Annotated in this window: 32 protein-coding genes and 1 tRNA gene; 5 read left to right on the top strand and 28 right to left on the bottom strand. The window is 29.1% G+C overall.

Translation table 11 applies throughout. From position 1 onward, the window contains the following. Position 1: 1 nt before the first annotated feature. From rpmG to AC5YF9_RS03285, 6 genes are read right to left on the bottom strand one after another with little or no spacing between them, the layout of a single operon-like run. On the bottom strand, positions 2–193 hold the full coding sequence (rpmG, locus tag AC5YF9_RS03310; protein ID WP_415304745.1) for a 50S ribosomal protein L33: 192 nt from the start codon (positions 191–193) through the stop codon (positions 2–4). A 1-nt stretch (position 194) separates the two neighbouring features. Next, entirely contained in the window at positions 195–572 is a 378-nt protein-coding gene (locus tag AC5YF9_RS03305; RefSeq protein ID WP_415304743.1) for a MerR family transcriptional regulator, read from the bottom strand. Then, positions 562–864: an integration host factor subunit alpha gene (locus AC5YF9_RS03300; RefSeq protein ID WP_415304741.1), complete on the bottom strand. Its 303-nt coding sequence runs from the start codon at positions 862–864 to the stop codon at positions 562–564. Before AC5YF9_RS03300 ends, AC5YF9_RS03305 begins: the two co-directional genes overlap by 11 nt. Beyond that, positions 864–1,868, bottom strand: a complete 1,005-nt coding sequence (gene plsX, locus AC5YF9_RS03295; RefSeq protein WP_415304740.1) for a phosphate acyltransferase PlsX — start codon at positions 1,866–1,868, stop codon at positions 864–866. The genes AC5YF9_RS03300 and plsX overlap by 1 nt, the downstream gene beginning before the upstream one ends. A 15-nt stretch (positions 1,869–1,883) precedes the next feature. Further along, positions 1,884–2,066: a 50S ribosomal protein L32 gene (rpmF, locus tag AC5YF9_RS03290; protein ID WP_011282128.1), complete on the bottom strand. Its 183-nt coding sequence runs from the start codon at positions 2,064–2,066 to the stop codon at positions 1,884–1,886. Positions 2,067–2,073: 7 nt separating this feature from the next. Continuing rightward, entirely contained in the window at positions 2,074–2,541 is a 468-nt protein-coding gene (locus AC5YF9_RS03285; protein ID WP_415304738.1) for a ubiquinol-cytochrome C chaperone family protein, read from the bottom strand. On the opposite strand from AC5YF9_RS03285, the gene AC5YF9_RS03280 reads away from it, so the two are divergent. Continuing rightward, on the top strand, positions 2,540–3,004 hold the full coding sequence (locus tag AC5YF9_RS03280) for a hypothetical protein (protein WP_496169946.1): 465 nt from the start codon (positions 2,540–2,542) through the stop codon (positions 3,002–3,004). The genes AC5YF9_RS03285 and AC5YF9_RS03280 overlap by 2 nt on opposite strands. Before the next feature lie 6 nt (positions 3,005–3,010). Here the strand turns inward: AC5YF9_RS03280 and AC5YF9_RS03275 are convergent, their stop codons facing one another. From AC5YF9_RS03275 to AC5YF9_RS03225, 11 genes are all read right to left on the bottom strand, one after another. Next, positions 3,011–5,116: a sodium-translocating pyrophosphatase gene (locus tag AC5YF9_RS03275; protein WP_415304734.1), complete on the bottom strand. Its 2,106-nt coding sequence runs from the start codon at positions 5,114–5,116 to the stop codon at positions 3,011–3,013. Between the two features lie 89 nt (positions 5,117–5,205). After that, positions 5,206–6,165, bottom strand: coding sequence for a thiamine-phosphate kinase (thiL, locus tag AC5YF9_RS03270; protein ID WP_496169945.1), 960 nt, complete (start codon positions 6,163–6,165; stop codon positions 5,206–5,208). Then, positions 6,158–6,562, bottom strand: a complete 405-nt coding sequence (locus AC5YF9_RS03265; RefSeq protein ID WP_415304731.1) for a transcription antitermination factor NusB — start codon at positions 6,560–6,562, stop codon at positions 6,158–6,160. Before AC5YF9_RS03265 ends, thiL begins: the two co-directional genes overlap by 8 nt. Continuing rightward, positions 6,489–6,950, bottom strand: coding sequence for a 6,7-dimethyl-8-ribityllumazine synthase (gene ribH / locus AC5YF9_RS03260; RefSeq protein WP_415303359.1), 462 nt, complete (start codon positions 6,948–6,950; stop codon positions 6,489–6,491). The genes AC5YF9_RS03265 and ribH overlap by 74 nt, the downstream gene beginning before the upstream one ends. Beyond that, the gene (gene ribB / locus AC5YF9_RS03255; protein ID WP_415277646.1) at positions 6,950–8,050 is read right to left on the bottom strand and encodes a 3,4-dihydroxy-2-butanone-4-phosphate synthase; all 1,101 of its coding nucleotides are present in this window, start codon (positions 8,048–8,050) and stop codon (positions 6,950–6,952) included. The genes ribH and ribB overlap by 1 nt, the downstream gene beginning before the upstream one ends. Then, positions 8,037–8,630, bottom strand: coding sequence for a riboflavin synthase (locus AC5YF9_RS03250; RefSeq protein WP_415287112.1), 594 nt, complete (start codon positions 8,628–8,630; stop codon positions 8,037–8,039). Before AC5YF9_RS03250 ends, ribB begins: the two co-directional genes overlap by 14 nt. Positions 8,631–8,634: 4 nt before the next feature. After that, a complete protein-coding gene (gene ribD, locus AC5YF9_RS03245; protein WP_415304727.1) occupies positions 8,635–9,735 on the bottom strand; it encodes a bifunctional diaminohydroxyphosphoribosylaminopyrimidine deaminase/5-amino-6-(5-phosphoribosylamino)uracil reductase RibD in 1,101 nt (366 codons plus the stop codon). After that, the gene (nrdR, locus tag AC5YF9_RS03240) at positions 9,716–10,174 is read right to left on the bottom strand and encodes a transcriptional regulator NrdR (protein WP_415277649.1); all 459 of its coding nucleotides are present in this window, start codon (positions 10,172–10,174) and stop codon (positions 9,716–9,718) included. The genes ribD and nrdR overlap by 20 nt, the downstream gene beginning before the upstream one ends. Next, positions 10,174–11,484, bottom strand: coding sequence for a serine hydroxymethyltransferase (glyA, locus tag AC5YF9_RS03235; protein WP_415304726.1), 1,311 nt, complete (start codon positions 11,482–11,484; stop codon positions 10,174–10,176). The genes nrdR and glyA overlap by 1 nt, the downstream gene beginning before the upstream one ends. A gap of 2 nt (positions 11,485–11,486) precedes the next feature. After that, positions 11,487–11,912 (bottom strand): ribose 5-phosphate isomerase B, encoded by a 426-nt coding sequence (gene rpiB / locus AC5YF9_RS03230; RefSeq protein ID WP_415304724.1) that lies wholly within the window; start codon positions 11,910–11,912, stop codon positions 11,487–11,489. A gap of 1 nt (position 11,913) precedes the next feature. Next, complete coding sequence (locus AC5YF9_RS03225) at positions 11,914–12,555, bottom strand: aspartyl/asparaginyl beta-hydroxylase domain-containing protein (protein WP_415304722.1); 642 nt, start codon at positions 12,553–12,555, stop codon at positions 11,914–11,916. Positions 12,556–12,628: 73 nt separating this feature from the next. Here AC5YF9_RS03225 and hemB point away from each other — a divergent pair, with 73 nt between their 5' ends. Beyond that, positions 12,629–13,618 (top strand): porphobilinogen synthase, encoded by a 990-nt coding sequence (hemB, locus tag AC5YF9_RS03220; protein ID WP_415304720.1) that lies wholly within the window; start codon positions 12,629–12,631, stop codon positions 13,616–13,618. On the opposite strand, the gene recO is transcribed toward hemB, so the two are convergent. The 10 genes from recO to dapA are packed head-to-tail and all read right to left on the bottom strand — an operon-like array spanning position 13,619 to position 20,959. Continuing rightward, on the bottom strand, positions 13,619–14,299 hold the full coding sequence (gene recO / locus AC5YF9_RS03215) for a DNA repair protein RecO (RefSeq protein ID WP_415304718.1): 681 nt from the start codon (positions 14,297–14,299) through the stop codon (positions 13,619–13,621). It abuts the gene before it with no gap. Further along, on the bottom strand, positions 14,296–14,964 hold the full coding sequence (gene rnc / locus AC5YF9_RS03210) for a ribonuclease III (RefSeq protein ID WP_415304717.1): 669 nt from the start codon (positions 14,962–14,964) through the stop codon (positions 14,296–14,298). Before rnc ends, recO begins: the two co-directional genes overlap by 4 nt. Next, positions 14,964–15,698 carry a signal peptidase I gene (lepB, locus tag AC5YF9_RS03205; RefSeq protein ID WP_415304715.1) on the bottom strand — a complete coding sequence of 245 codons (735 nt, stop codon included), beginning with the start codon at positions 15,696–15,698 and terminating at the stop codon, positions 14,964–14,966. Before lepB ends, rnc begins: the two co-directional genes overlap by 1 nt. Then, a complete protein-coding gene (gene acpS, locus AC5YF9_RS03200; RefSeq protein WP_415304713.1) occupies positions 15,695–16,081 on the bottom strand; it encodes a holo-ACP synthase in 387 nt (128 codons plus the stop codon). The genes lepB and acpS overlap by 4 nt, the downstream gene beginning before the upstream one ends. A gap of 2 nt (positions 16,082–16,083) precedes the next feature. After that, positions 16,084–16,803, bottom strand: a complete 720-nt coding sequence (locus AC5YF9_RS03195; RefSeq protein WP_415304711.1) for a pyridoxine 5'-phosphate synthase — start codon at positions 16,801–16,803, stop codon at positions 16,084–16,086. Further along, positions 16,800–17,387, bottom strand: a complete 588-nt coding sequence (pyrE, locus tag AC5YF9_RS03190) for an orotate phosphoribosyltransferase (protein ID WP_415304709.1) — start codon at positions 17,385–17,387, stop codon at positions 16,800–16,802. The genes AC5YF9_RS03195 and pyrE overlap by 4 nt, the downstream gene beginning before the upstream one ends. Next, positions 17,344–19,101 carry a bifunctional (p)ppGpp synthetase/guanosine-3',5'-bis(diphosphate) 3'-pyrophosphohydrolase gene (locus tag AC5YF9_RS03185; RefSeq protein ID WP_415304707.1) on the bottom strand — a complete coding sequence of 586 codons (1,758 nt, stop codon included), beginning with the start codon at positions 19,099–19,101 and terminating at the stop codon, positions 17,344–17,346. Before AC5YF9_RS03185 ends, pyrE begins: the two co-directional genes overlap by 44 nt. Positions 19,102–19,120: 19 nt before the next feature. Beyond that, positions 19,121–19,642, bottom strand: coding sequence for a 2-amino-4-hydroxy-6-hydroxymethyldihydropteridine diphosphokinase (gene folK / locus AC5YF9_RS03180; RefSeq protein WP_415304706.1), 522 nt, complete (start codon positions 19,640–19,642; stop codon positions 19,121–19,123). Further along, entirely contained in the window at positions 19,608–20,078 is a 471-nt protein-coding gene (smpB, locus tag AC5YF9_RS03175; RefSeq protein WP_415304704.1) for an SsrA-binding protein SmpB, read from the bottom strand. Before smpB ends, folK begins: the two co-directional genes overlap by 35 nt. Continuing rightward, a complete protein-coding gene (gene dapA, locus AC5YF9_RS03170; protein ID WP_415304702.1) occupies positions 20,078–20,959 on the bottom strand; it encodes a 4-hydroxy-tetrahydrodipicolinate synthase in 882 nt (293 codons plus the stop codon). The genes smpB and dapA overlap by 1 nt, the downstream gene beginning before the upstream one ends. Before the next feature lie 41 nt (positions 20,960–21,000). Here dapA and AC5YF9_RS03165 point away from each other — a divergent pair, with 41 nt between their 5' ends. Next, a complete protein-coding gene (locus AC5YF9_RS03165; protein ID WP_496169944.1) occupies positions 21,001–23,214 on the top strand; it encodes a lytic transglycosylase domain-containing protein in 2,214 nt (737 codons plus the stop codon). Here the strand turns inward: AC5YF9_RS03165 and AC5YF9_RS03160 are convergent. Continuing rightward, positions 23,215–23,306 (bottom strand) — tRNA-Ser (locus AC5YF9_RS03160). A gap of 68 nt (positions 23,307–23,374) precedes the next feature. On the opposite strand from AC5YF9_RS03160, the gene AC5YF9_RS03155 reads away from it, so the two are divergent. Then, complete coding sequence (locus AC5YF9_RS03155; protein WP_415304699.1) at positions 23,375–24,628, top strand: sarcosine oxidase subunit beta family protein; 1,254 nt, start codon at positions 23,375–23,377, stop codon at positions 24,626–24,628. Beyond that, complete coding sequence (locus AC5YF9_RS03150) at positions 24,628–24,903, top strand: sarcosine oxidase subunit delta (RefSeq protein WP_415304697.1); 276 nt, start codon at positions 24,628–24,630, stop codon at positions 24,901–24,903. The genes AC5YF9_RS03155 and AC5YF9_RS03150 overlap by 1 nt, the downstream gene beginning before the upstream one ends. The last annotated feature ends 2 nt before the right edge of the window (positions 24,904–24,905 follow it).

The following is a 24,905-nucleotide window of genomic DNA, read 5'->3' as shown; positions in this document are numbered from 1 at the left end:
ACTATTTACTGTGTGGAGGTAACTTCTTTTCTACAAACATCTCATGTTTTCTTGTAGCAGGATTGTACTTCTTTGCTGATAATTTAACTTTAGCTTTTTCACCACCAGCTGGTTTTTTAACATAATAAAAATATGGACTGTCAGGTTTAGCTTCTGGAACCAGTCTAACTTTAACGTGTGTTTTTTTTGCCATATTATTTTAAATTTTTTATTTGTTTTATTAAATCAGAAATCTTCTTGAGTTTATTTTTTATACTATATTCTGCATTTATAGAATTATTTGGTAATTCGTCAAGTTTTAAAGATTTATTAGAATTAAGAACTTTTTTAACACCATTAATTGTCATTCCCTGATCTTTAAGGAGGTATTTAACTTTCCTCAACACCTCTATTGTATCATTATTATAATATCGTCTATTACCGTTTAAGATATTAGGCTTAATTTGTTTAAATTCTTTTTCCCAAAAACGAATAGTATGGGTATTTAGGGTGCCTTTTTTTTCATTAACAAGGTCAAGAATTTTTGCAACCTCACCAATTGATTTATAAGCTTTATTACTTTTATGAATCATTGTTAGAATTTACCAAATCTTTAAATTCTTTAGAAGCTTTAAATAGAACAACATCTCTATCAGATATGGTTTTTTGTTCTTTGGTTTTGGGATTTCTACCTAATCTGCTTTTTTTTGAACGTATGGTGAAAGTACCAAATTTTGATAATTTTAATTTTTTTTCATTTTTTAAATTTTCTGTAATTGTTGTTAAAAAATCTTCTATTAAATTTTCTGAGATATTTTTTGAAAATCCAATTTGCATATAAACTGAGTTTACTAAGTCTTTTTTTGTTAAATTCACTCTATTCATTAATTAATATTATTTCTAATTTTTTCTATTAAATTACCACTTACAATCTTAGTGCAAACACTTAATGAGTTTGAAAAACCAATATAATCAGTGCCACCATGACTTTTAATTACAGGGGAGTCTAGACCAATAAATATAGCGCCATTATATAGTCGCGGATCTAATCTTTTTTTAAATTTCTTTAAATTTGAAATATTTAATAAAGATGAAATTTTACCTATTATATTACCTGTCATTGCTTTTTTAAGTTCACTTGTAATAAAATTTGCAGTTCCTTCAGCTGTTTTTAATGCAACATTACCAGTAAAACCATCAGCAACAATAACATTTACATCTCCATTCATTAATTCGTTACCTTCTATATAACCTTTGAACTCAAAATCATGATTATTTCTTTGGTTTAATTGTTGATAAGTTTCTTTAATAATTTCATTACCTTTAAATTCTTCTGAACCTATATTCAATAAAGCAACTTTAGCACTGTCATCTGGATATAAAGATTTAAATAACGAAGAACCCATTATTGTAAAATCAATCAAATTTTTTGGACTACATTCAATATTAGCTCCCAAATCCAAAACAACACTCATTCCTTTTTTATTTGGCCATAATGCAGATAAAGCAGGTTTGTCGATATTTTCAATCATCTTAAGATTAAGTTTTGATATAACCAGCAATGCTCCTGTGTTGCCTGCTGAGATTACTACATCAGATTTTTTTTCCTTAACACTTTGTATGGCTAACCACATGCTAGTATTTTTTCCACGTTTAGCACCTTCTAAAGGGCTATCAGTGTCTTTAACCACATCGATTGTATGAATTATTTGAAAAGAAGAGGTTGGTATATTGTTATCAATATTTGTTAAAATTTTATCTTTATCACCAAAGATTTGATAAAATGAATTTTTATTACTTTTAAAATGATGACTAATACCATCGATAACTTTTTTTGGTGAACCATCGCCACCCATTGCATCAACTGCAATTTTGATTATTTTACTCATTTAAGATTAGGTTTTTTATTCCTTAGGGTCTAAAACTTGTCTGCCCCTGTACATGCCAGTTTTAAGATCAAGGTGATGAGGTAGTCTGTATTCGCCTGATTTTTTATCCTCAACAATATTTGTTGATTTGAACTTCATATTCTGAGCTCTTCTCATTCCAGTTCTTGACGGGGATTGTTTACGTTTTGGTACAGCCATAATAAAATTAATGTTTAACTACACCTTTTATATGAGAATTTAAAGTATTATTTATTAAATTTAACCTATATTTTTCAAAATAATTCACTAAATATTCAGTATTTATAGCATTATCTAAAAAATTTTCTAAAAGAAGGCCTCTTGATTCTATTGTTAGACTATCCCAATCATCTATTTTATCAATCATTCCATAAAATAAATTTAAATAGTCTTTCATTTTTTTATTTATAGATTGATCGCCATAGCCTATCTCTCGAATACTTAACTCAACTTGTCTAAAAATATAATCATAGATTTCTTGTAAAAGCTTTTTATCGTTGTTTTTTTTGTAAATTTTTAAAAAAAAAGCAAAATGTAATAGAAAAAAAATTATTCTATCTGAAAATGTGTCTTGAATTTTAAAATCACTATATAATTCTTTATTTCTAGTTAATTTAACTAAATTATTGTAAATATTTATGTAGTTTTTATTCATGAAAAATTTATTTATATTCTTATTAATAGCATTATTTTTTTCAGCTTGTAATTTAAAAAAAGTTGTAAAACATCATGGTGTTCATTTTTTAAATAAAAAACAAGAAAAACTAATAATACATAAATCAAATAAAAATGATATTTTATCTCTTTTAGGTCCACCATCATCTAAAAGTACTTTTGATAATGATTTGTGGATTTATATAGAAAGAAAAATCGATCACACTTCATTAAGAAAATTTGGTGAAGAACGAATTATTGTTAATAATGTTCTTCTTTTAGAAATTGATAAAATGGGTCTACTTAAAACGAAAGAATTTATGGACCAAAGCAAAATGCAAGATCTTAAATTTACAGAACGCGTTACTGAATCTAGCTACAAAAAGAACACCTTTATTTATGATTTTTTATCTAGTATGAGACAAAAAATCAACGATCCTTTAGGAAAAAGAAAAAAAAAATAAATTTCTTTACCCGGCAATAACAGCCAACAGTAATAAGGCCACAATGTTTGTAATCTTAATCATTGGATTTACAGCTGGACCAGCAGTATCTTTATAAGGGTCTCCAACAGTATCGCCAGTTACAGCAGCTTTATGAGCTTCAGAACCTTTTCCACCATGATTTCCATCTTCAATATATTTCTTAGCATTATCCCATGCTCCCCCACCTGCGGTCATTGAAACAGCAACAAACAGACCTGTTATGATCACACCAAGCAACATTGCACCAACAGCAGCTAACGCTTCAGCTTGACCACCAATAGGTAGAATTACAAAATATAAAACTATTGGGGATAGAACTGGTAGTAAAGATGGTATAACCATCTCTTTAATTGCAGCCTGAGTTAATAAATCAACAAGTTTGGCATAATCTGGTTTTTGAGTACCCTTCATAATTCCTGGGAACTTTTTAAATTGTCTTCTAACTTCTACAACTACAGCTCCACCTGCTCTACCAACGGCTTGCATACCCATTGATCCAAATAAATATGGAAGCATTCCACCAATTAATAAACCAACAACAACATAAGGATTAGTTAAATCGAAGGTTACAACTATTCCCTCTAATTTAGATCCTGCCGTTCCAGAAAAATGTTTAATATCTTCAACGTAAGCTGCAAATAAAACTAATGCACCTAAACCAGCTGAACCAATTGCGTAACCTTTGGTAACAGCTTTAGTTGTGTTACCTACTGCATCCAATGCATCCGTAGTCTTTCTTACATTATTTGGTAATTTAGCCATTTCAGCAATACCACCAGCGTTATCTGTTACTGGACCATAAGCATCAAGTGCAACAACCATACCTGCTAATGCAAGCATTGTAGTTACAGAAATAGCTATTCCATAAAGACCGGCAATTGAATTTGTTGCTAATATACCTCCAACAATAATTAAAGCTGGTATCGCTGTAGCTTCCATTGATACAGCTAAGCCTTGAATAACATTTGTTCCATGACCTGTTGTAGAAGATTTAGCAATACTTCTTACTGGTCTGTATTCAGTTCCAGTATAGTATTCAGTGATCCATATTAATAAACCAGTAATAACTAAACCAATTATTCCACAATAATATAAACTCATACCAGTAAAACTTTTACCATTAACAGTATATTCACTTGCAAAGCCAATTACATAATCAGTAACAGGGTATAAAATTACTAATGAAGAAACAGCAGAAACAACAAATCCTTTATATAAAGCATTCATAACATTCTTGCTTCTTCCAAGTTTAACAAAGAAAGTTCCTAAAATTGATGTTAAAATACAAGCACCACCGATTGTTAAAGGGTAGATCATCATATTCATATCACCTACAAAAAATATTGAAGAAAGAACCATTGTTGCAACAATAGTTACGGCATAAGTTTCAAATAAATCTGCTGCCATACCAGCGCAATCACCAACATTGTCTCCAACGTTATCTGCTATAACCGCTGGGTTTCTAGGATCATCCTCAGGTATTCCGGCTTCAACTTTACCAACTAAGTCAGCACCTACATCAGCACCTTTAGTAAAAATTCCACCACCTAATCTAGCAAAAATTGATATTAATGAAGCACCAAAACCTAGTGCAACCAATGCATTAACCACTTCTCTATCTGCAACGCCCATTCTTAATAAAATATAATAATAAACTGCTATAGCTAATAAAGCTAAACCAGCAACAAGCATTCCTGTGACAGCACCTGATTTAAAAGCTACGGCAAGACCACTCGCTAAACCTTTTCTCGAAGCTTCAGCAGTTCTAACATTAGCTTGAACCGAAACTAACATTCCAACATATCCAGCTATTCCAGATAGTGTTGCACCAATAAAATAACCAAGACCAACTAAGGGGCTAAACACTGCACAAATAATAACTAAAACAACAACTCCAACCACGGCTATCGTTTTATATTGTCTTGTTAGATAAGCTTTAGCTCCAATCTGAATTGCAGATGCAATTTCTTGCATTTTTGCATTTCCAGCACTTAGATTAAGTATATTTAAACCAGTAAAAAACCCATAGACGATTGCAAGTGATCCTGCTGCTATGGTGTAAAGTAATATTGTTTCTATTAGTGAGTTCATGATGCCTTTTTAGTTGTTTGGTTGTTAAAATTTTATTAATTAAAGTCCGGACAATACAAAAAAAGCAATAAAAGGCAATATTTAACTTGCTAAAACTTATGAAAATAACCCTTGTTTTTAAGGGATATTTGAAGATTTTTGCCATCAATAATGGATGATTTTTCAATATAGCTTTGGATTGAGCCAATTTTTGTAAGCTTAACTCTACAATTAGAAGCTATTTTCTTTATGATTCCCATCTTGTTTTTTGAGGCCGTAAATAAAATCTGATAATCATCACCATTAGAAATATAGTTGATCTTAGATAGTTTCTTAAAATCAAGTACTTTTTTAAGATTATCTGAAATTGGAATATCTTTCAGAAAAAGTTTGTATGATAATTTTTGACTATTAATCATTTTATCAAGATCCGCTAATAATCCATCAGAGATATCAATTGACGTGTTGGCAAATTTCTTAATTTTGTCTGTTAATTGTAATTGAATATTTGGCATAAAGTATTGATTAATAAAATATTTTTTTAATCGCTGATTAAGTTTAATTTTATTTTTTAAAACTAATAGACCTAAATAACTATCTCCTAGATTCCCAGATACATAAATATCATCACTAATTTTAGCTTTATTTCTATAGATAATATTATTAGCAAAACCAATTGAGGTAATTGTAAAACTTAACTTATTTGAAAAAACTGTGTCTCCACCACTTAAAAATATCTTATATTTATTTTGTTCTTGGTTAAGTGCTTTGCTAATTTTTGATAAATTTGATTTAGAAAAACTTTTTTTATTACCTGACCCCGAAATAAAATAATATTTTGGCTTAACACCTTTACAAATAAGATCTGATATGGAAGATCTAATTATCTTTTTAATAACTAATTCTGGGTTTTTAAAATCTATAAAGTGATTACCTTCAATATATGTGTCAACTGAAACAACTAATTTATTTTTTTTATCAAAAAAAACATCATCATTTAAATTTAGGGCACAAGGAGATTTTGTGGAAAGTTTTTGAAAGTAATTTTTTATTAATTCAAATTCATGCATTAGTTGTTCTTATTTTTTTAGCTATTTTATCCAGTATAGCATTCAAGTATTTTGTTTGAGAGTCTTCTAAAAAAAAATTTGATGCATCAAGATATTCTTTAATAATAATTTTTGTAGATACTTTTGGCTTATATAGAAACTCGAATATAGCTGATTTAACAATTATTTGAAAAACTTTATCTAAATTAGTTAATTGCAAGTCTTCACTTAGATATTTTTTAACTTCTTCTTTAATAACTTCATCTCTCTCAATAGTTCCTAAAACCACATCTTTAATAAACTTTTTAAATCTATGTTTAGGAAAGGTTAAATCTGTGTCATCATTAAAAAAATTTCCATATAATTTTTGGATAATTATAACTCTTGGACTTTGATTGGGATTGTATGGAGTTCTCATATTTATTGAGACAAGACAGATATAACAGCTTGAGCTGCCTCTCTCCCCTTTTTTTTCTAGCTATAGCTTGACGCATATTTAGACAGGTAATAATTCCGTTACCAATAGGTTTTTTATTTTCTATAGATAGTTTCATTATCGCTTCAGTTGAAGCATGAGAAATAAAATCAAAGTGTGGTGTCTCACCCTTTATAACACAGCCAAGTGCTAAAAAAGCATCATATTTCTTAATATTTTTTGAAATTGTGACTGGTATTTCAAAAGCACCTGGAACACTAATAACTTTTATTAAACCAGATTTTGGTAATACTTCTTTAGCACTACCAAGTAACCCCTTAGCAATGTCCTTATAATAATCTGCAATAACTATTAAGATTTTTTTTTTCATTAAATGATTTCCTGTTTAGTAATCTTTATATCATAACCTTCTAAACCAATAACTTTTTTGAGAGATTTAGTAATTAATATCATATTTTTGATCTTTAAATCTTTAATTATTTGAGCCCCAATGCCATAATTTCTTATTAGTTTATCATTTCCCTTTTTATAGAAATCTTTGTTCTTATAATCCTTGAGTGTTTGTGTAACAGATTTTAAGTTTGTATCTTTTATAAAAACTAAAACACAGTTATTAAATTTCTTAAAATAATTTAAAGTTTTATCAAATGAATTTGGTAATTGCTGATTGATTAAATAATTTTGAACTACGTTAGATGAAATTACTCTAACTCTTGGTACTATCCCTTTTTTAATATTTCCTTTAATTAGAGCAAAATGCTCGGATCCATCTAAAAGATTTTCATAAATTCTAATTTTATATTTCTGATTTTTAACTTCAATATCAGATTGTTTTTTAAGTTTAATTAGTTTTTCTTTTTTTAAACGATAAGCAATAAGATCTTCTATCTTACCAATCTTTAAATTATGTTTTTTTGCAAAATTAAATAAGTCTTGACCCTTAGCCATTGTACCATCTTCATTCATTATTTCACAAATAACTGCTGAATTGTTTTTTTTAGCTAGTTTTGAGATATCCACAGATGCTTCTGTATGACCAGCTCTAACTAAAACACCTCCATCTTTAGCAATAATTGGAAAAACATGACCAGGCGAAACAATATCTTTTTTATTTACATTTTTCTTTGATGCAATTTTAATTGTCTTAGCTCTATCTTTTGCTGAAATCCCAGTTGTAATTCCTTTTTTTGCTTCGATAGAAATTGTAAAAGCAGTTTTATTCCTTGATTGGTTTATTGGTGACATTAAGGATAAATTTAACCGTTTTGCCTGTACGCTGTCTAGTGCTAGGCAAATTAATCCACGACCATATTTGGCCATAAAATTAATATTTTTAGCACTTGAATCTGTTGTTGATATTATTAAGTCTCCTTCATTTTCTCTTTTTTCATCATCAACCAAAATAAACATGCCTCCTCTCTTGGCAATGGCAATTATGTTTTCTATTGGAGTAAAACTATTTTTTTTCATTAAAATAATTTCTAACGTATTTAGATAAGATATCTATCTCTATATTAATGAGACTGTTTTTCTTTAGAGATGATAGATTAGTGAGATTATATGTGTGTGGTATTACCCATATCTGAAAACCTTTTTTAGTTACTTTAGAAATTGTTAAAGAAATTCCGTTGATACAAATAGAAGCTTTTTCAATTAAGTTTGCTCTTTCTTTTTTAACAAGCTCAAAATCAAATAAATATGATTTATCAATCTTCTTAATACTCTGAATTTTACCTACTGCATCAATGTGACCTTGACAAATGTGACCTGATATTTTTTGACCAAATTTTAAAGGAAGTTCAAGGTTAATTTTATCATTAATTTTTAAGAATTTGAACTTTGATCTTTGTATAGTTTCATCTGAAAGATAAAATTCCATTATTTTATTTTTAATATCAATTAATGTTAAACAAACACCATCACAGGCAACTGATACACCTAGATCTTTACGTGTTAATTTTAAATCAGCTTTTACAAAAATATTAATACCCTTTGATCTTTTTTCAAATTTAGTAATTAAGCCTTGGTTGAAAATTATTCCATTAAACATAATATTATTTGTAAAGTGTAATTAAGTCTTTGCCTAATTTTTTATTAATTTTCAATTTATTTTTATAATTTTTCTTTAATTCATTAAGAAAATTAAACTCTTTATAGTTAACCAACTTTGATAAGCTTTTTGCACATTTGTATAGATAAAACTCATTAAATAATCTTTTTTTAACAATGTGTTTAGAAAGATCATTTCCTCCTTCAACTAATAAATTTCTGCAGCCAAGGATATAGAGTTTTTTTAAAATTGACTTAATATCAAAGCTATTTTTAATTAATTTACCTTTGATTAAAGTTATACCTTTTTTTTTAAACATTAATTTTTCTTTAGTTTTGGCATTATGATAAAAAAATATAGTATTGTTTTTATTTGCTGTTTTAAAAATATACGAATTTTTTTTAGTTTCTAGATTTCTGTCTAAAATTATTCTTTTAGGAGAAAATTTATTTAAACCTTCTAGTCTACAGTTAAGTTTTGGATTATCTTTTTTTAGAGTTTTGGAAGAAATCATTAATGAGTCATTTTTATATCTAAGAAAATGTGTAAATTTATCGGTATGAATATCTGAAATTCTTTTTGTATCTTTGCTATATGTTAAATTATTTTTAGAAATTGCAATTTTACCAGTAACGTAAGGAAGGTTATTTTTTCTATTAAAGAAATAAGGTATATAAAATTTATTAACTTCATTTTTAAGTAAATTTTTTTTTACTAAAATATTTTTGGATTCAAGAATTTTTAAAGTTTTACCTTTAACTTTTTTATCAATATCTTCTACCGCATATACAACTTCTTTAATTTTATCTTTAATTATAATATTTGTGCACGGTGGGGTTTTTCCATAATGACTACAGGGTTCAAGGGTTACATACATTTTTGCATCTTCAAGGTTTTCATTTGAATTTTTAATTGCATTATATTCAGCATGAGGTGTACCACCAAAACCTGTTTGACCAATTGAAAGTATTTCATTATTTTTAACAATTACACATCCAACAGAAGGGTTAACACCAGTTAGTCCATGTCGTGCTTTAGCCAAATTTAAAGCAAGCTCCATAAAAGTTTTATCTTTTTTTGAAAATTTATCTTTTTTTGTAGACATCTAATTTGTCCACGAATTGCACAAAGTCTTTTTCTTCTCTAAAATTTCGATATACAGATGCAAATCTAACGTATGCGACTGGATCAAGATCTTTCAAACCTTCCATAACCATTGTACCAATTGTATTTGATGAAATTTCACTTTGGCCAAGTTCCTCTAATGCTCTTGAAGTCCTGCTAATAAACTTTTCTGCTGTTTCAGTATCAATCGGTCTTTTCTTTAATGCTATGTAAATTGATTTTGAAAGCTTATCTCTGTCAAAAGATGATTTTCTTCCATTTTTTTTAATAACCATTATTTCTCTAAATTGAACTCTTTCAAAAGTTGTGAATCTGGCTCCACATACACAAAGTCTTCTTCTTCTTATGGCGGTACCATCTTCTGTAGGCCTAGAGTCTACGACTGATGTTTCACCTTTTTTACAAATCGAACAAATCATTATTTTAAATTTTTATATATTGGAAAATGAGAAGTAAGCTCTATAACTTCATTTCTAACTTCTTCTTCAATTTTACTGTTATCTTCAGGATTGTCAGATAAACCTTTTACAACTTTAGTTATCAATTCACCTACTTTTTCGAATTCTTTTAATCCAAAGCCCCTAGTTGTAGCTGCTTGAGTTCCCAATCTTATACCAGAAGTAATCATCGGCTTTTCTGAATCGAAAGGTATTCCATTTTTATTACAGGTAATATTAGCATTAGAAAGGCTTTCGGCTGCTAAATTACCTTTAACATTAAAAGGTCTTAGATCAACTAACATTAAGTGTGTATCCGTTCCACCAGAATAAATCTTAAAGCCATTATTCTTAAGTGTCTCTGATAAAATTTTAGCATTAGCTAAAACAGATTTAATATAATCTTTAAAATCTGGTCTTAATGCCTCTAAAAAACCAGCAGCCTTTGCTGCAATGACGTGCATCAATGGTCCACCTTGATAACCAGGAAATACTGCTGTGTTAAATTTTTTTGCTAAGTCTTCATGATTAGTTAAAATAATTCCACCTCTAGCACTTCTAAAAACTTTATGAGTTGTTGAAGTTACTACGTGTGCATGCTCGCATGGATTTGGGTAACCTTTACCAGCAACTAAACCTGAAAAGTGTGCCATATCTACCATTAAATATGCACCTACTTTGTCAGCAATATCTCTAAATCTTTTAAAATCAATTACTCTAGAGTAAGCACTTCCACCACAAATTATAAGTTTTGGTTTATGTTCTAATGCAAGTTTTTCAACATTATCATAATCGATAAGTTCCGAATCTTTATCAACATCATACCCTATTGGATTGAACCATTTACCTGACATTGAAATTTTTAATCCATGCGTAATATGACCACCAGAATTTAAGCTCATCCCCATAAAAGTATCACCAGGATTTAATAGTGCTAAAAATACAGCTCCATTCGCTTGAGCTCCAGAATGTGGTTGAGCGTTTGCAAATTTACAATCAAATAATTTTTTTAATCTCTCAATGGCTAAGTTTTCAGCAACATCAACGTGTTCACATCCATTGTAGTATCTTTTTCCAGGATATCCTTCTGCATATTTATTTGTTAAAACAGAACCTTGCGCCTCTAGAACGGCTTGTGAAACAATATTCTCAGAAGCAATTAATTCTATATGCTGTTGTTGTCTTTTTAATTCATTACTTATTGCTTTATGTAATTCTGGATCAGTTACAGATAAGCTATCTTCAAAAAAGCTTTTATAGTTTTCGTTTAAATAGTTTTTTTCACTAGACATAATTAAATTTTCTTAATTCTTTTTGCGTGTCTTCCACCTTCAAACTTTGTATTTAAAAAAACACTAACACAATTTAAAGCATTTTTTTTAGTAAGCAGTCTAGATCCCAATGTAATGATATTTGCATCATTATGCAATCTTGATAATTTAGTAGATTTTAAATTAAAACATTGAGCTGCACGTACATTTTTATGTCTATTTGCAGTAATATTCATTCCCATCCCAGATCCACAAACTAATATACCAGTATGATTGTTATTGGTTTTAACTTTTCTTGCAACTTTATGAGCATAATCAGGATAATCAACTCTATCTCTATTGTATGGGCCTAGGTCTGTATAATTAATTTTTTTTTTATCTAAATGAAGTTTAATTAATTCCTTTAACTTATAACCAGCGTGATCTGATGATAAAAATATTTTTTTCAATCTAATTAAACTTATAATCTAAAACACATGCTACTAGATGAACTCTATTTTCTTCTCCACCATTAAAAGCATTATGATATTTTGTATTGTTAGTAACCCACACTGATCCATCTGCAGGCATATGTTTTGCAACATTGTCTATAACCATTAGGCAGCCTGGATTTGAAATTAGAGGTATATGCAATCTTGGTTCTGGATCTCTATGCCAACTTAATGTTGATCTTGGCTCCTTTAATAAAATCCTAACTCTACCTAATTTATATTTTGAAGAAAGCACATCAAACACTACTTTAAAATAGGTGTTTTCATAGTCGGGTATAAATTCTGAATAAGCAGCTTCATCAATTGAAACATCTCTTGAAACTTCTTTTCCTGACTTATCTGGTTTTGTCCAATAAACACCTCTAGCTTTGCTTCCTTTAACAGAGTCTGGATCACCAGGAATTTGTGTTAGAGAAATAGCTCCAAAGTGGGCAATTCCTCCACCATCATCAAATTTTTTAGTTTGAATAATTTGATTGTAGGCTTCTTGTAATTTATCAATATCAAACTTGATATTTTGTTTTTGAAAGTCACTAAAATCTAAAATTTTCTCTTCTTTTTTTAGATCTAAGTTTACAATATTTTTATTTTCAATACTCATGCTGATTGTTTTTTACTTAATTTAATATATATTTGTATAATACATTTGTCGCATTTTAAAAATAGATTTAAACATGATTACAGGAAATTATCCAAATTTAAGGCTTAGACGCAGTCGTAAAAACGATTGGTCTAGAAGGTTAATTCAAGAAAATAGCCTTTCGTCTAGCGATTTTATATTACCTATATTCTTAATTGATGGAAAAAATATAAAACAATCCATTAAAACAATGCCTGATGTTTATAGGTACACAATAGATAAACTTGGAATTATTATTGATAAAGCAATCAAGAATAAAATACCTATGGTCGCATTGTTCCCCCATACAAATAAAACAAAAAAAAATGAGATTGGAACTGAGGCATTAAATGAGGATAATCTTGTTTGTAAAGCCATTCGATATATTAAAAAAAGATATAAAAACAAAATTGGTATTATGTGCGATGTAGCTTTAGATCCTTATACTTCTCATGGTCATGATGGTTTAATAAAATCAGGTTACGTATTAAATGACGAAACTATTGAAGTCTTAATAAACCAATCATTGTTACAAGCAGAAATTGGTTGTGATGTTTTAGCTCCATCAGACATGATGGATGGAAGAATTGGTAAGATAAGAAAAGCTTTAGATAAAGAAGGTCACGAAATGGTTCAGATACTTTCTTATGCGGTAAAATATGCATCAAGTTTTTATGCTCCATTCAGAGATGCAGTTGGTTCAAAAGGTTTACTAAAAGGTGATAAGAAAAATTACCAAATGGACTTTAGAAACAGTGATGAAGCAATAAGAGAGGTAGCTCTAGATATTAAAGAAGGAGCTGATATGGTTATGGTTAAACCTGGCATGCCTTATCTAGACATAATTAAAGTAGTTAAAGATAATTTTAAAATTCCTGTTCTAGCCTATCAAGTCTCAGGTGAATACAGTCTATTAAGTAATAGTATAAAAAAAGGGCTTATAGATAAAAACTCAGTATTAGAAAGTTTGATTTCATTTAAAAGAGCTGGGGCAAACGCTATAGTAAGCTATTACGCTGATAGAATTAACGATTTAATTAAATAATTATTTTAAAAGATTAATAAAATGAGTTCTAGAAGTTGGAAGGTTTAAATTATTTGGTTTTAGAATACTTTTTTCAAGGTAATCACTAACAAGTTTTAAACCTTTGAGTAAATTTTTTAAATTAACATCCAGATTACTTTCATCTATTAGAAAATTTGGAATACTTTTTTTCTCTGTTGAGGATTTAACAAAATAATTGATTTCACTATTAACAATTTCTTTTTCAACCATATTTTTTAATTCTAAATCATATCCTAATAATTTTAAAAGTTCTAACTCCCAGAAAATATATTTTTGTATCCAATTATCATAAGTTAATATTTCAAAAAATTTATCAATTAATTTAAAAATTTCTTTATTAGACTGAGCTTCAGCAGTAAGAAGCTTTATAAGATGCATTGCCGAGGTAATACATGATAGTTTTTGATTTTCGTCAAAATAGAGTGGAGTTAAAGCTTTTAGAATTTCTATTTTAAAATAACCAATTCTAGTAACACTTTTAGAATTATAGTTTACATAAATTTTATTACCAATTTGTAAATAGTTTTTGATTTTCTTTGATGTACCACCAAAAATTATCCCTGAAATTTTTCCATGATTTTCCGTAAAAACCTCAGCAATTATTGAATTTTCACTGTATCTATTTTTGGAAACTAAATAAGCACTATCATCCCAATTCATTTTTTAAAAACATCCTCAATGCATAAAGAAGCGGCATTTTGTTCTGCGTCTTTTTTAGAAGATCCCTGTGCTGTGAAAAATTTAGTATTTTTTAATTTAACAGCAACTTTAAAGAGTGGTTTATGTCGAGGCCCAGTATTAGATATTAGCTTATAAATAGGCAAGACTTTAAAAATCTTGAGCGAATATTCTTGAAGTTTTGTCTTTGCATCAATTTGGGTTAGAACACTCGCTGTAATATGCTCACTCCATAAATTGAGAATAAATTTTTCAGTCAAATTTAAACCTTTGTCAAGATAGATCGCTCCAATTAAAGCCTCTAAACAGTCTGCTACTATTTTATCTTCAATTTTAATTTTTTTATTTTTAGGGTTTAAAACTAAAATATATTTCTCTAATTCAATTTTTTTAGCAATTTCTAGACATTTTTTTTTATTTACTAATGAAGCAAATTTTTTATCCAATATCCCTTCTCTTTCTTCGGGATAAAGTTCTAATAATTTTTTTGCAATAATAAGACCTAAAACTCTGTCTCCTAAAAATTCAATTTTTTCATTATTGTTTATTGAATCAAAGCTTTTGTGCGTTAAGCTTTTGATGAGAATTTTTTGATCTGAAAACTTTAATTTTAATTTCTTTTCTAATGTTGTGGGATTAATATTCATTAAATAATTTTCTTAAAAAACCTATCAAATCTAATTGTCTTATGCCATTTCCAAAAAGAAAAAATACTTCCGATTCTAAAATCAGATGAAAAAAAAATAAATTGCGCTTTGCCGACTAAATTGTCTTCATGAACATAACCGACACTAGTCAGGTATCTACTATCTTTAGAGCAGTCTCTGTTATCACCTAAAAAAAAGTAGTGTTTAGAAGGAACTATAAAATTATCAGAATTTTGAAAACTATAACTTTTTAAATATACACTATTATATATTTTACCATTTTGAAGTATTTCCTCAAATGTATTAACATCTATAGTTTGTTTTCCACAATAAATTTTATCATTTTGGGAAATTCTAGATTTGAATATTTGATTATTGTTTACAAATAGATCACCGTTAATAAATTGAATATTATCACCTGGTAGACCAATTAATCTTTTAATATAATCTGTCCTATTATCAGCTGGTGTTTTAAAAACAATGACATCACCAACCTTAGGTTTCTTAGAAAATAGTCTTCCATTTATTATTGGTGGGCTAAAAGGGAAAGAATGCTTGCTGTAACCATAAGAATACTTCGTGACAAACAATCTATCACCAATTAAAAGTGTTGGTTCCATTGATGACGAGGGAATATAGAAAGGTTGAATAAAAAGGGATCTGATAACAATAGCTATTACTAAAGCATAGAAAATTGTTTTAACATTATCAATTATAATATTTTTGGTTATCATTTTTTTTGTAAAATTACGTATGCTATAGAATATTTTTTTTCATCTGAAATTGACAGAAAGAAATCAAAGGATGATATCTTAAATAGCTTTTTAATAATTTTTTTAATTTTATTAGTGACTACAAATGAGGGTTTTCCTAATTTATCATTAATTATAGTGATATCTTTAAAATTCAAATTACCCCTAAAACCTGTTCCAATTGCTTTAGAAAAAGCTTCTTTTGCAGCAAATCTTTTAGAATAATAAGATTTTTTATTTGTTATGTTTTTGGCTGACAATATTTCTGAGCTAGAAAAAACTCTTTTAATAAAACTAACATTTTTTAAAGATTTATGTATTCTAATATTTTCTACTATATCGACACCGATACCAAGAATTTTCATATCTATTTATTGGTTATTTTTTTAAATGCCCTAATAGTGTTTTTTAAACCATGAGTTAGTGACTCACCGATTATAAAATGACCAATATTAAATTCTGTAATTTCTTTAATTTTACTTAGTATAGCAGTAGTTTTATAGTCAAGACCATGACCAGCATGAACCTCAATTCCAAGTTTAACACCAAGTTTTGAACATTTCTTAATTTTTAAATATTCATTTTTATAATTTTTATTTTCTTTTACTAAATTAGAAATTTTCCCAGTATGTAATTCAACACAAGAAGAGTTTAATTCTTTTGCAATTTTTATATCTTTTAACGTTGGGTCAACAAATAAACTTGTTCTAATATTTTTCTTATTAAATAATGATATTATTTCTTTTATTTTTTTTTTATTTTTAATTAAATTTAATCCACCTTCTGTTGTTACTTCCTTTCTTTTTTCTGGAACTATGCAAATAAAATTGGGTTTATTCTTTAATGCTATAATTATTATTTTTTTGTTTAGTGAAATTTCTAAATTAGTGATTATTTTTTTATTTTTACAAATTTTAATAACGTCAATATCTTTTATATGTCTTCTGTCTTCTCTCAAATGTATAGTTACTGAATGAGCTCCACATTTAGTTACATGCTTAGCAATGGTTAAAGGATCTGGGTGGAGCGATCCTCTTGCATTTCTTATTGTAGCAACATGATCAATATTGATACCAAGTCTTTTCATTTAATAAATCTACTTCCTGGAACTGTAATAGGTATATTTTTAAGTGCCTCTGGAAGGTTATTTTTCTTAAATGTCGGAACGTCTATTTTCATGTGTGAAATAATATTCTTTTTTATCTTTAAAGATTTTTTGGTTGATCTATCGATAATCGAGGCAAAGCCGATGAGTTTTGCACCTGGTTTTGTAATCAACTTAACACATTCTAAGCTTGATTTGCCTGTTGTTATAACATCTTCAATTATTAAAACTTTTGATCCTTTTTTTATATTAAACCCACGTCTTAAGGCAAATTTACCATTAATTCTTTCACAGAATATTGTCTCTTTTTTTAGTAGTTTACCAATTTCATAACCAATAATAACACCCCCCATTGCAGGGGCTAAAATCAAATCTATAGATTTAAATTTTTTTTTAATTTTTTTTGCTAATGAATTACAAATATCCTTAGCTAAATGTGGAAAGCTTAAAAGCTTAGCACACTGAATATATTTAGGTGAATGCAAACCTGATGAAAGAATAAAATGACCTTCTAAGAGTGCGTTAGTTTTTTTTAAAATATTTAAAGATTTTTCGTGTGAAAGCATTACGTTCCTTTAACCAGTTATCCTCATGTCTAATGATTTTAAATTTTATTTCCTTTTGTTTTAACTCACTGATAAAATTTGTAAAGTTTTTCAAGTCTCTTATAATTAGATTGAATTTAAAATTAATATATTCTTTAGACTTTTCTTTCATTTCAACACTCGAAATGTTTAAACTATGGCTACCAAGTAAAGTTGTTATCTCTCCTAGCTTTCCTGGTTTATCAGGCAAAGAAATCCATAGCGTAGTATTGTATTTTTTAATTCTTTGAGCTTTCTCTTCACCTTTTTTGTACCAATATTTTCTAATTGCTGATCTTGCTTTTCCAGTTTTTGTAATGGGTATCCAATGCAAAGAGGGTGATTTATTTTTAGAAGTAATAATATCTACAACATCTCCATTATAAAGAATATTTTGCAATTCACTGTCATTACCATTAATCTTACAGGCTATAGTGCTATTACCGATTTTGGTATGTACAGCATATGCAAAATCAATGGGTGTTGCGTCCTTTGGTAATTTAATTACAGATCCTTTTGGGGTGAAACAAAAGACATTTTCCTGAAACATTTGTAGCTTGGTATACTCATAAGAGTGTTCTGGGTTTTCATTCTTATCGATAATCTCAACTAAATCGGCAAGCCAATCATATTCTTTCCACGTTAGTGAATTAAATTTTTCAGAAGATTTATATTTCCAATGTGAAGCTATGCCTCTTTCTGCATACTCGTGCATTTGCAATGTTCTGAGCTGTATTTCAATTGGCCTTCTATTGGGTCCAATAATTGAAGTATGTAACGATTGATACTTGTTAATTTTAGGAGATGAAATGTAATCTTTAAATTTTCCAGGTATACAATTCCACTCTTTGTGAAATATACCAAGAGCTTTATAGCAGTCTTCAATGTTATCAAGTATTATTCTAAATCCAATGATGTCTGAAATTTGCTCTAGTGATATTCTTTTTTTTTGAACTTTTCTCCAAATAGAAAAAGGAGTTTTTTCTCTACCAATAATTTCAGCATTTATTCTATGTTCACTTAATAATCCACTGAATTGCAATGAGATTGAGTTAAAGCTATTTACTTTATCATCTTTAATTTCATCTAATCTTTTTTTTATAAGTTCTCTCGCATTATTATTCAAAACTTTAAAAGATAAATCTTCTAATTCATCTCTAATTCTATGCATCCCCATCCTATCTGCTAATGGTGCATAAATTTCCATAGTTTCTTTTGCAATACGTTCTTTTTTTTCAACTTTAGAAATTGCATCGATTGTTCTCATGTTGTGCAGTCGGTCAGCAATTTTAACAAGCAGTACTCTAATATCTTTTGAGGTTGCTAAAATTAATTTTCGAAAATTTTCTGCTTTGGATGTTGATGTAACTTGATTTTCAAAAACTGATATTTTTGTTACACCATCAACTAGATCAGCAACTTCTTGTCCAAACTCATTCTTTATAGTTTTATAAGTAGCGTATGTGTCTTCAATAGTATCGTGTAGCAATCCTGTTGCTATGGTTGCACTGTCTAATTTTAGTTCTATTAATATATTTGCTACAGCTATAGGGTGAATTGAATATGGGTCGCCAGAATCACGTTTTTGATTTTCGTGTGCTTTAACTGCAAAATTATAAGCTTTATTTAATTTTTCCGGATTTAAAAATCTATTATATAATTTAACTTTGTTTATTAATTCTTCAGAATTAAGCATGCTCGATTATAACATTAATTTATATTTGTTTAATAGATCTTAAGTCCCTAACTGGTAAAGAGTTGATCAAATTAACTATATTAGTCTTGGATTTTGGATGTTTCCATGATTTATCCACTTCAAATAAGGGCAGTAAAACAAAATTTCTTTTACTCATTCGAGGATGTGGCAAAATTAATTGGCTATTTTTTTCATTTAGTACCTTTTTATCATAATCAATAATATCGATATCACATGTTCTTGGTGAATTTTTTTGAACCCTAACTCTTCCCAATTTTAATTCTATTAGATTGCAAATTTTTAATAATTCAAGCGGTGCTAAACTTGTTTTTATTTTTATAATAGTATTAATATAATTAGGCATAGAGGGGTCTGGCCAGGATTCAGATATGTAGTTAGATGAAGATTTTAATATTTTTATTTTATATTTTTCTAATTCAACTTTGGCTATTTCAATATTGTTAATTTTGTTTCCTAAATTTGAACCTAGGGCTAAATAAGCCAGATTAGCTAGATTTTCTGATATGTCTTGCTTTTTCACGATTCCAATCTCTATTTTTTTTAGTGGCTCTTTTATCAAATTGTTTTTTACCTTTGGCTACCGCTATTTCAATTTTAGCCTTGCCTTTTTTAAAATACATCTTTGTTGGAACGAGTGTTAAACCGTCCCTCTGCATTTTCCCAATTAATTTATTAATTTCTTTTCTATTTAATAAAAGTTTTCTTTCATCCATAGGATTATGATTAGAATAACTAGCCTGCTTGAAAGCTGCTATATGTGAATTAATCAAAACTATTTCACCCTCTTTTTCTACAGCATATGAATCTGCTATGTTAACCTTACCTTCTCTTATTGATTTAATTTCAGATCCTTTGAGTACAACTCCTGCCTCTATTAATTCTTCAAAAAAATAGTTAAAACTTGCTTTTCTATTTAAGCAAATAATTTTTAAACCAGGATTGGTTTTCTTGTTCATTAGAGTAGGTTTGCTGATACTAGAGCTTTTTTAACAGCTTCCTTGGTTGGTTCTGTAAGTTTAACTAAAGGCAGCCTAACATCGTCTTCACATAAACCTAAAAGTTTTGCCGCATATTTAACGGGACTTGGATTGCTCTCTATAAACATAGAATTATGAATTGGCTGGAGTATCTTATCTAATCTCTCCGCTTCTAAGTTTCCTTTTTCAGAATTTACTTTAAAAGATTTTTGAAAATCAGAACAAAGTTTTGGCGCTATATTTGCTGTAACACTAATGGAGCCCACCCCACCTCTTTTATTAAAATCTAATGCATTATCATCATTACCAGTAAGTTGAATAAAATCATCTCCCATTTTATTTTTTTGTTGGTCAACTCTATTAAGATCACCAGTGGCATCTTTGACACCGACGATATTTTTTAGCTCAAATAATCTGGCCATTGTATCAACTGACATATCAATTACAGATCGTCCTGGAATATTATAAATTATAATAGGTATGCCGATCCTGTCATTAATAGCTTTATAGTGTTGATATAAACCTTCTTGGGTTGGTTTGTTGTAATAAGGTGTCACTATTAAAGCTGCATCTGCGCCTACTTTTTCCGCATGTGTGGTTAAAGAAATGGCCTCTTTTGTTGAGTTAGAGCCAGTGCCAGCAATTACTATGCTTTTTCCCCTGCTTTCTTTGATGCACAATTCAATAACTTTTTGATGTTCACTGTGGCTTAATGTTGGAGATTCACCGGTGGTACCAGCAGGAACTAGTCCATTAGTTCCATTGTTAATTTGAAAATGAATAAGCTTAATATAAGCTTCTTCATCAAGCTTATCATTCTTAAACGGGGTTATTAAAGCAACGTTTGATCCTTTGAACATAAATACTTATAACATAGTTTAGAGATTCATTTAGTAAATTTATGCCTAGAAAGATATTTTTTTTTATAAAATCATTATTATTAAGTTCGGTAATAATAAGTAATTTATATGCGGCTGAAATATCAATAATCCCTTTAAAAAAACCTATTTTAGACAAAGAAACTCAGAGTAAAAAGATATCCCAAGGTATTCTTAAACCTGTATCTAAACCATCTAAAAAAGTTGAAAAAACTGAAGCTAGAATTGCTAAAAAAAATATAAAAAAAATTAACTTTCTGATTCCAAAAAGCAAACCGTTAATTGTTAAAAAATCAAAATCTATAGTTAAGGCACAATCAAAATATTATAGTCAAAAGGACTACAGTCTTGCAAAAAAATCTATTCGAGCAATGGAAAAAAGCCAGTGGTCCACAGCTTTATCATTATCCAAAAAAGCCAAAGATAAATCTATAAATAATTTCATTAAATGGCGTCATTTACTGACCACTGGTAATCAAGCTAGTTTTTATGACTATATGGCTTTTATAAAGAACAATGAAGATTATCCAAGAATTAGTAGAATTAAATATTTAGCTGAACATAAGCTTTCTACGGATAGAATTTCACCAAAAAAAATAATTGATTGGTTTGGATCAGACGAACCTTTAAGTGGTTTTGGTATGCTTATATTGGGTGAGAGTCATATTCAAACAGGTGAAATTAAAAAAGGTATTTCTTTAATTAAGGAAGGTTGGATAACTGCAGAATTAAGCAGATCGAATATGAAATACTTTAGAAGCAAATATAAGAAATACTTAGATTCAAGTGATTACATAAAAAGAGCCGATTACTTAGCCTGGGAAAATAAGCACTGGGACCTTAAGAGAATGCTTCGATATTTGCCTAAAGATTATCAATTACTTTATACGGCAAGACAAATATTAATGAGTAAATCCTATGGTGTAGACCAAGCAATTAAAAATGTACCTGAAAAACTAAAAAATGATGCTGGCTTAAATTATGATCGACTTAAATGGAGAAGAAAAAGAGGAAGAACTGACGCTTCATTAGAAATATTATTCAAGATTAAAAATGATAAAGATTATCTTGTTAGGCCTGATAAATGGTGGACTGAAAGAGCTATAATGGCAAGAGCTCTTATTTATAAAAACAAATATGAAACTGCCTATAAAATTGCAAGCAAACATTCATTAGATAAAGGTCCAAAATTTGCTGATGCTGAGTGGATTAGTGGTTGGATTGCACTAAGCTTTTTAGATGATCCTATTTTAGCAATAGATCATTTTAATAACTTTTATCAAAATGTAAGTTACCCCATTAGTTTATCACGTGGGGCTTATTGGCTTGGCAGATCTTATGAAAAAATTGGTGATAAAGAGCAATCTAAGCAATGGTACGGGGAGGCAACTAAATATTTGTCGACTTATTATGGACAATTAGCATTCTTAAAAACTAAACCCAACGAAACATTTGAGCTAGATGAACAAACTATTGTTTCTGATACTTATAAGAAATATTTTTATAAAAAAGAATTAGTAAAAATCGTCCATCTTTTAAATGAGTTAAATAAAGATAGGTATACTAAAAATATATTAAGACATTTGGCTAATGATAATATTGAAAATGGAAGTGAGATTCTAGCAGCTGAACTTGCAACAAATATATCAAGATATGATTTTGCAATACAAATCTCTAAGATCGCTTCTTATCAAAAAAGATTTCATAATAATTTTAATTATCCAATAATAAGCACTCCTAAGTATGTAAATGGCAGAAAAATACCAGAGACTGCTTTTATTCTTTCACTTATTAGACAAGAGAGTGAATTTGATATGAGGGCAAACAGTCACGTTGGTGCACAAGGTTTAATGCAATTAATGCCCTACACAGCTAAATTAGTTGCTAAACAGGCAAAGCTTCCTTATTCGAAATCAAGATTAACATCTGATCCTGAATATAATATTAACCTAGGATCTCATTATATAGCAGGTTTAATTTTACAATATGATGGTGCATATCCTTTTGCGACAGCAGCATATAATGCCGGTCCTAAGAGAGTTAAATACTGGAAAAAAATAAATAAAGACCCACAAAAGAAACAAATTGATTTTGTAGATTGGGTTGAATTGATTAAATTCAAAGAGACAAGAAACTATGTTCAGCGTGTTATGGAAAACTACAATGTCTATAGATACATATTGGAAAAAAAGCCTATTAAAATGAAGGACTTTTTTAAAGATCAGCCATTATTTTAATGGCGGAAGAGGAGGGATTCGAACCCTCGGTACAAGTTTCCCCGCACGGTCATTTAGCAAACGACTGGTTTCAGCCTCTCACCCACTCTTCCACTCGCATAAGGATATAACCGATTGTATTGAATTTTCAATATTTATAAAGTAATTCTTGATTTATATTATGAAAAATAAGTATTCAATATTCTCTTTAATCAAAAATGCTTTTTCCTATCATGAAAATTGGCAAAAAGTGTGGAAAGATCCCACTATAAAAAAAGAATACGATGCAGTAATTGTAGGTGGTGGTGGTCATGGTTTAGCGACAGCTTACTATTTAGCTAAAAAACATAATATGAAAAATATTGCTGTTGTTGAAAAAGGCTGGATTGGTGGTGGTAACACTGGAAGAAATACTACAATTATAAGATCTAATTATTTATGGGATGCAAGTGCTGGTCTTTATGATCATGCCTTAAAACTATGGGAAGGTTTATCTCAAGAGATAAACTACAATGTTATGTTTAGTCAAAGAGGTGTGATGAACCTTGCACACAATTTACAAGACATTAGAGATTTAAAAAGAAGAACACATGCTAATAGATTAAATGGCATTGACGCTATTTATTTAAGCACTGAAGAGGTTAAAAAATTTTGTCCTATTATAAATACGTCTCCTGAAATCCGTTATCCAGTATTAGGTGGAACTCTACAAAGAAGAGCTGGTACAGCAAGACATGATGCAGTTGCTTGGGGATATGCTCGTGGAGCAGATGAAATGGGTGTAGATATAATTCAAAATTGTGAAGTTAAAGGAATTAAAAGAAATGGTGATGAAGTTGAAGGAATAGAAACGACTAGAGGATTCATAAAAACTAAAAAAGTTGGTGTAGTTGCGGCTGGTCACTCAAGTGTGCTTGCGAACATGGCTGGTTTAAGACTTCCTTTAGAAAGCAAACCACTTCAAGCTTTAGTTTCAGAGCCAGTAAAACCGATCATTGATACAGTTGTAATGTCTAACGCTGTACATGCTTATGTCAGTCAATCTGATAAAGGTGAACTTGTAATAGGCGCTGGAACTGATGATTATGTTTCTTACTCACAAAAAGGAAGTCACGATATTGTGGAGGGAACCTTAAATGCAATTTTAGAACTTTATCCAATTTTTAGTAGAATGAGAATGCTTAGACAATGGGGTGGAATTGTAGATATTTGTCCCGATGCAAGTCCTATTATCAGCAAAACTACTATAAAAGGTTTATACTTCAACTGTGGTTGGGGAACGGGTGGATTTAAAGCTACACCAGGGTCAGGTGATTTATTTGCGCATACAATTGCAAATGACGAACCCCACAAACTTAACGCGGCTTTTAATTTGAATAGATTTATTAGTGGTAACCTTGTTGATGAACATGGTGCAGCGGCGGTAGCTCACTAATGTTTTTAATTACCTGTCCTTTTTGTGGTGAACGTGAACAAAGTGAATTTAAAGCTGGTGGTGAAGCACATATTGAAAGACCTAAACAACCCACAGAATTAAGTGATGATGAATGGGCAGAATACTTGTTTATGAGAAAAAACATTAAAGGTATTCAATATGAAAGATGGAACCATGCTCATGGTTGTAGAAAATGGTTTAACATAGTTAGGGATACTTCTAATGACAAAATTAAAGCTGTATATAAAATGGGTGAAAAACCTCCTATAAAATAATT

The sequence above is a fragment of the Candidatus Pelagibacter sp. uisw_098 genome, assembly GCF_059512505.1.
This window is presented reverse-complemented; position numbering and strand designations above follow the sequence as displayed.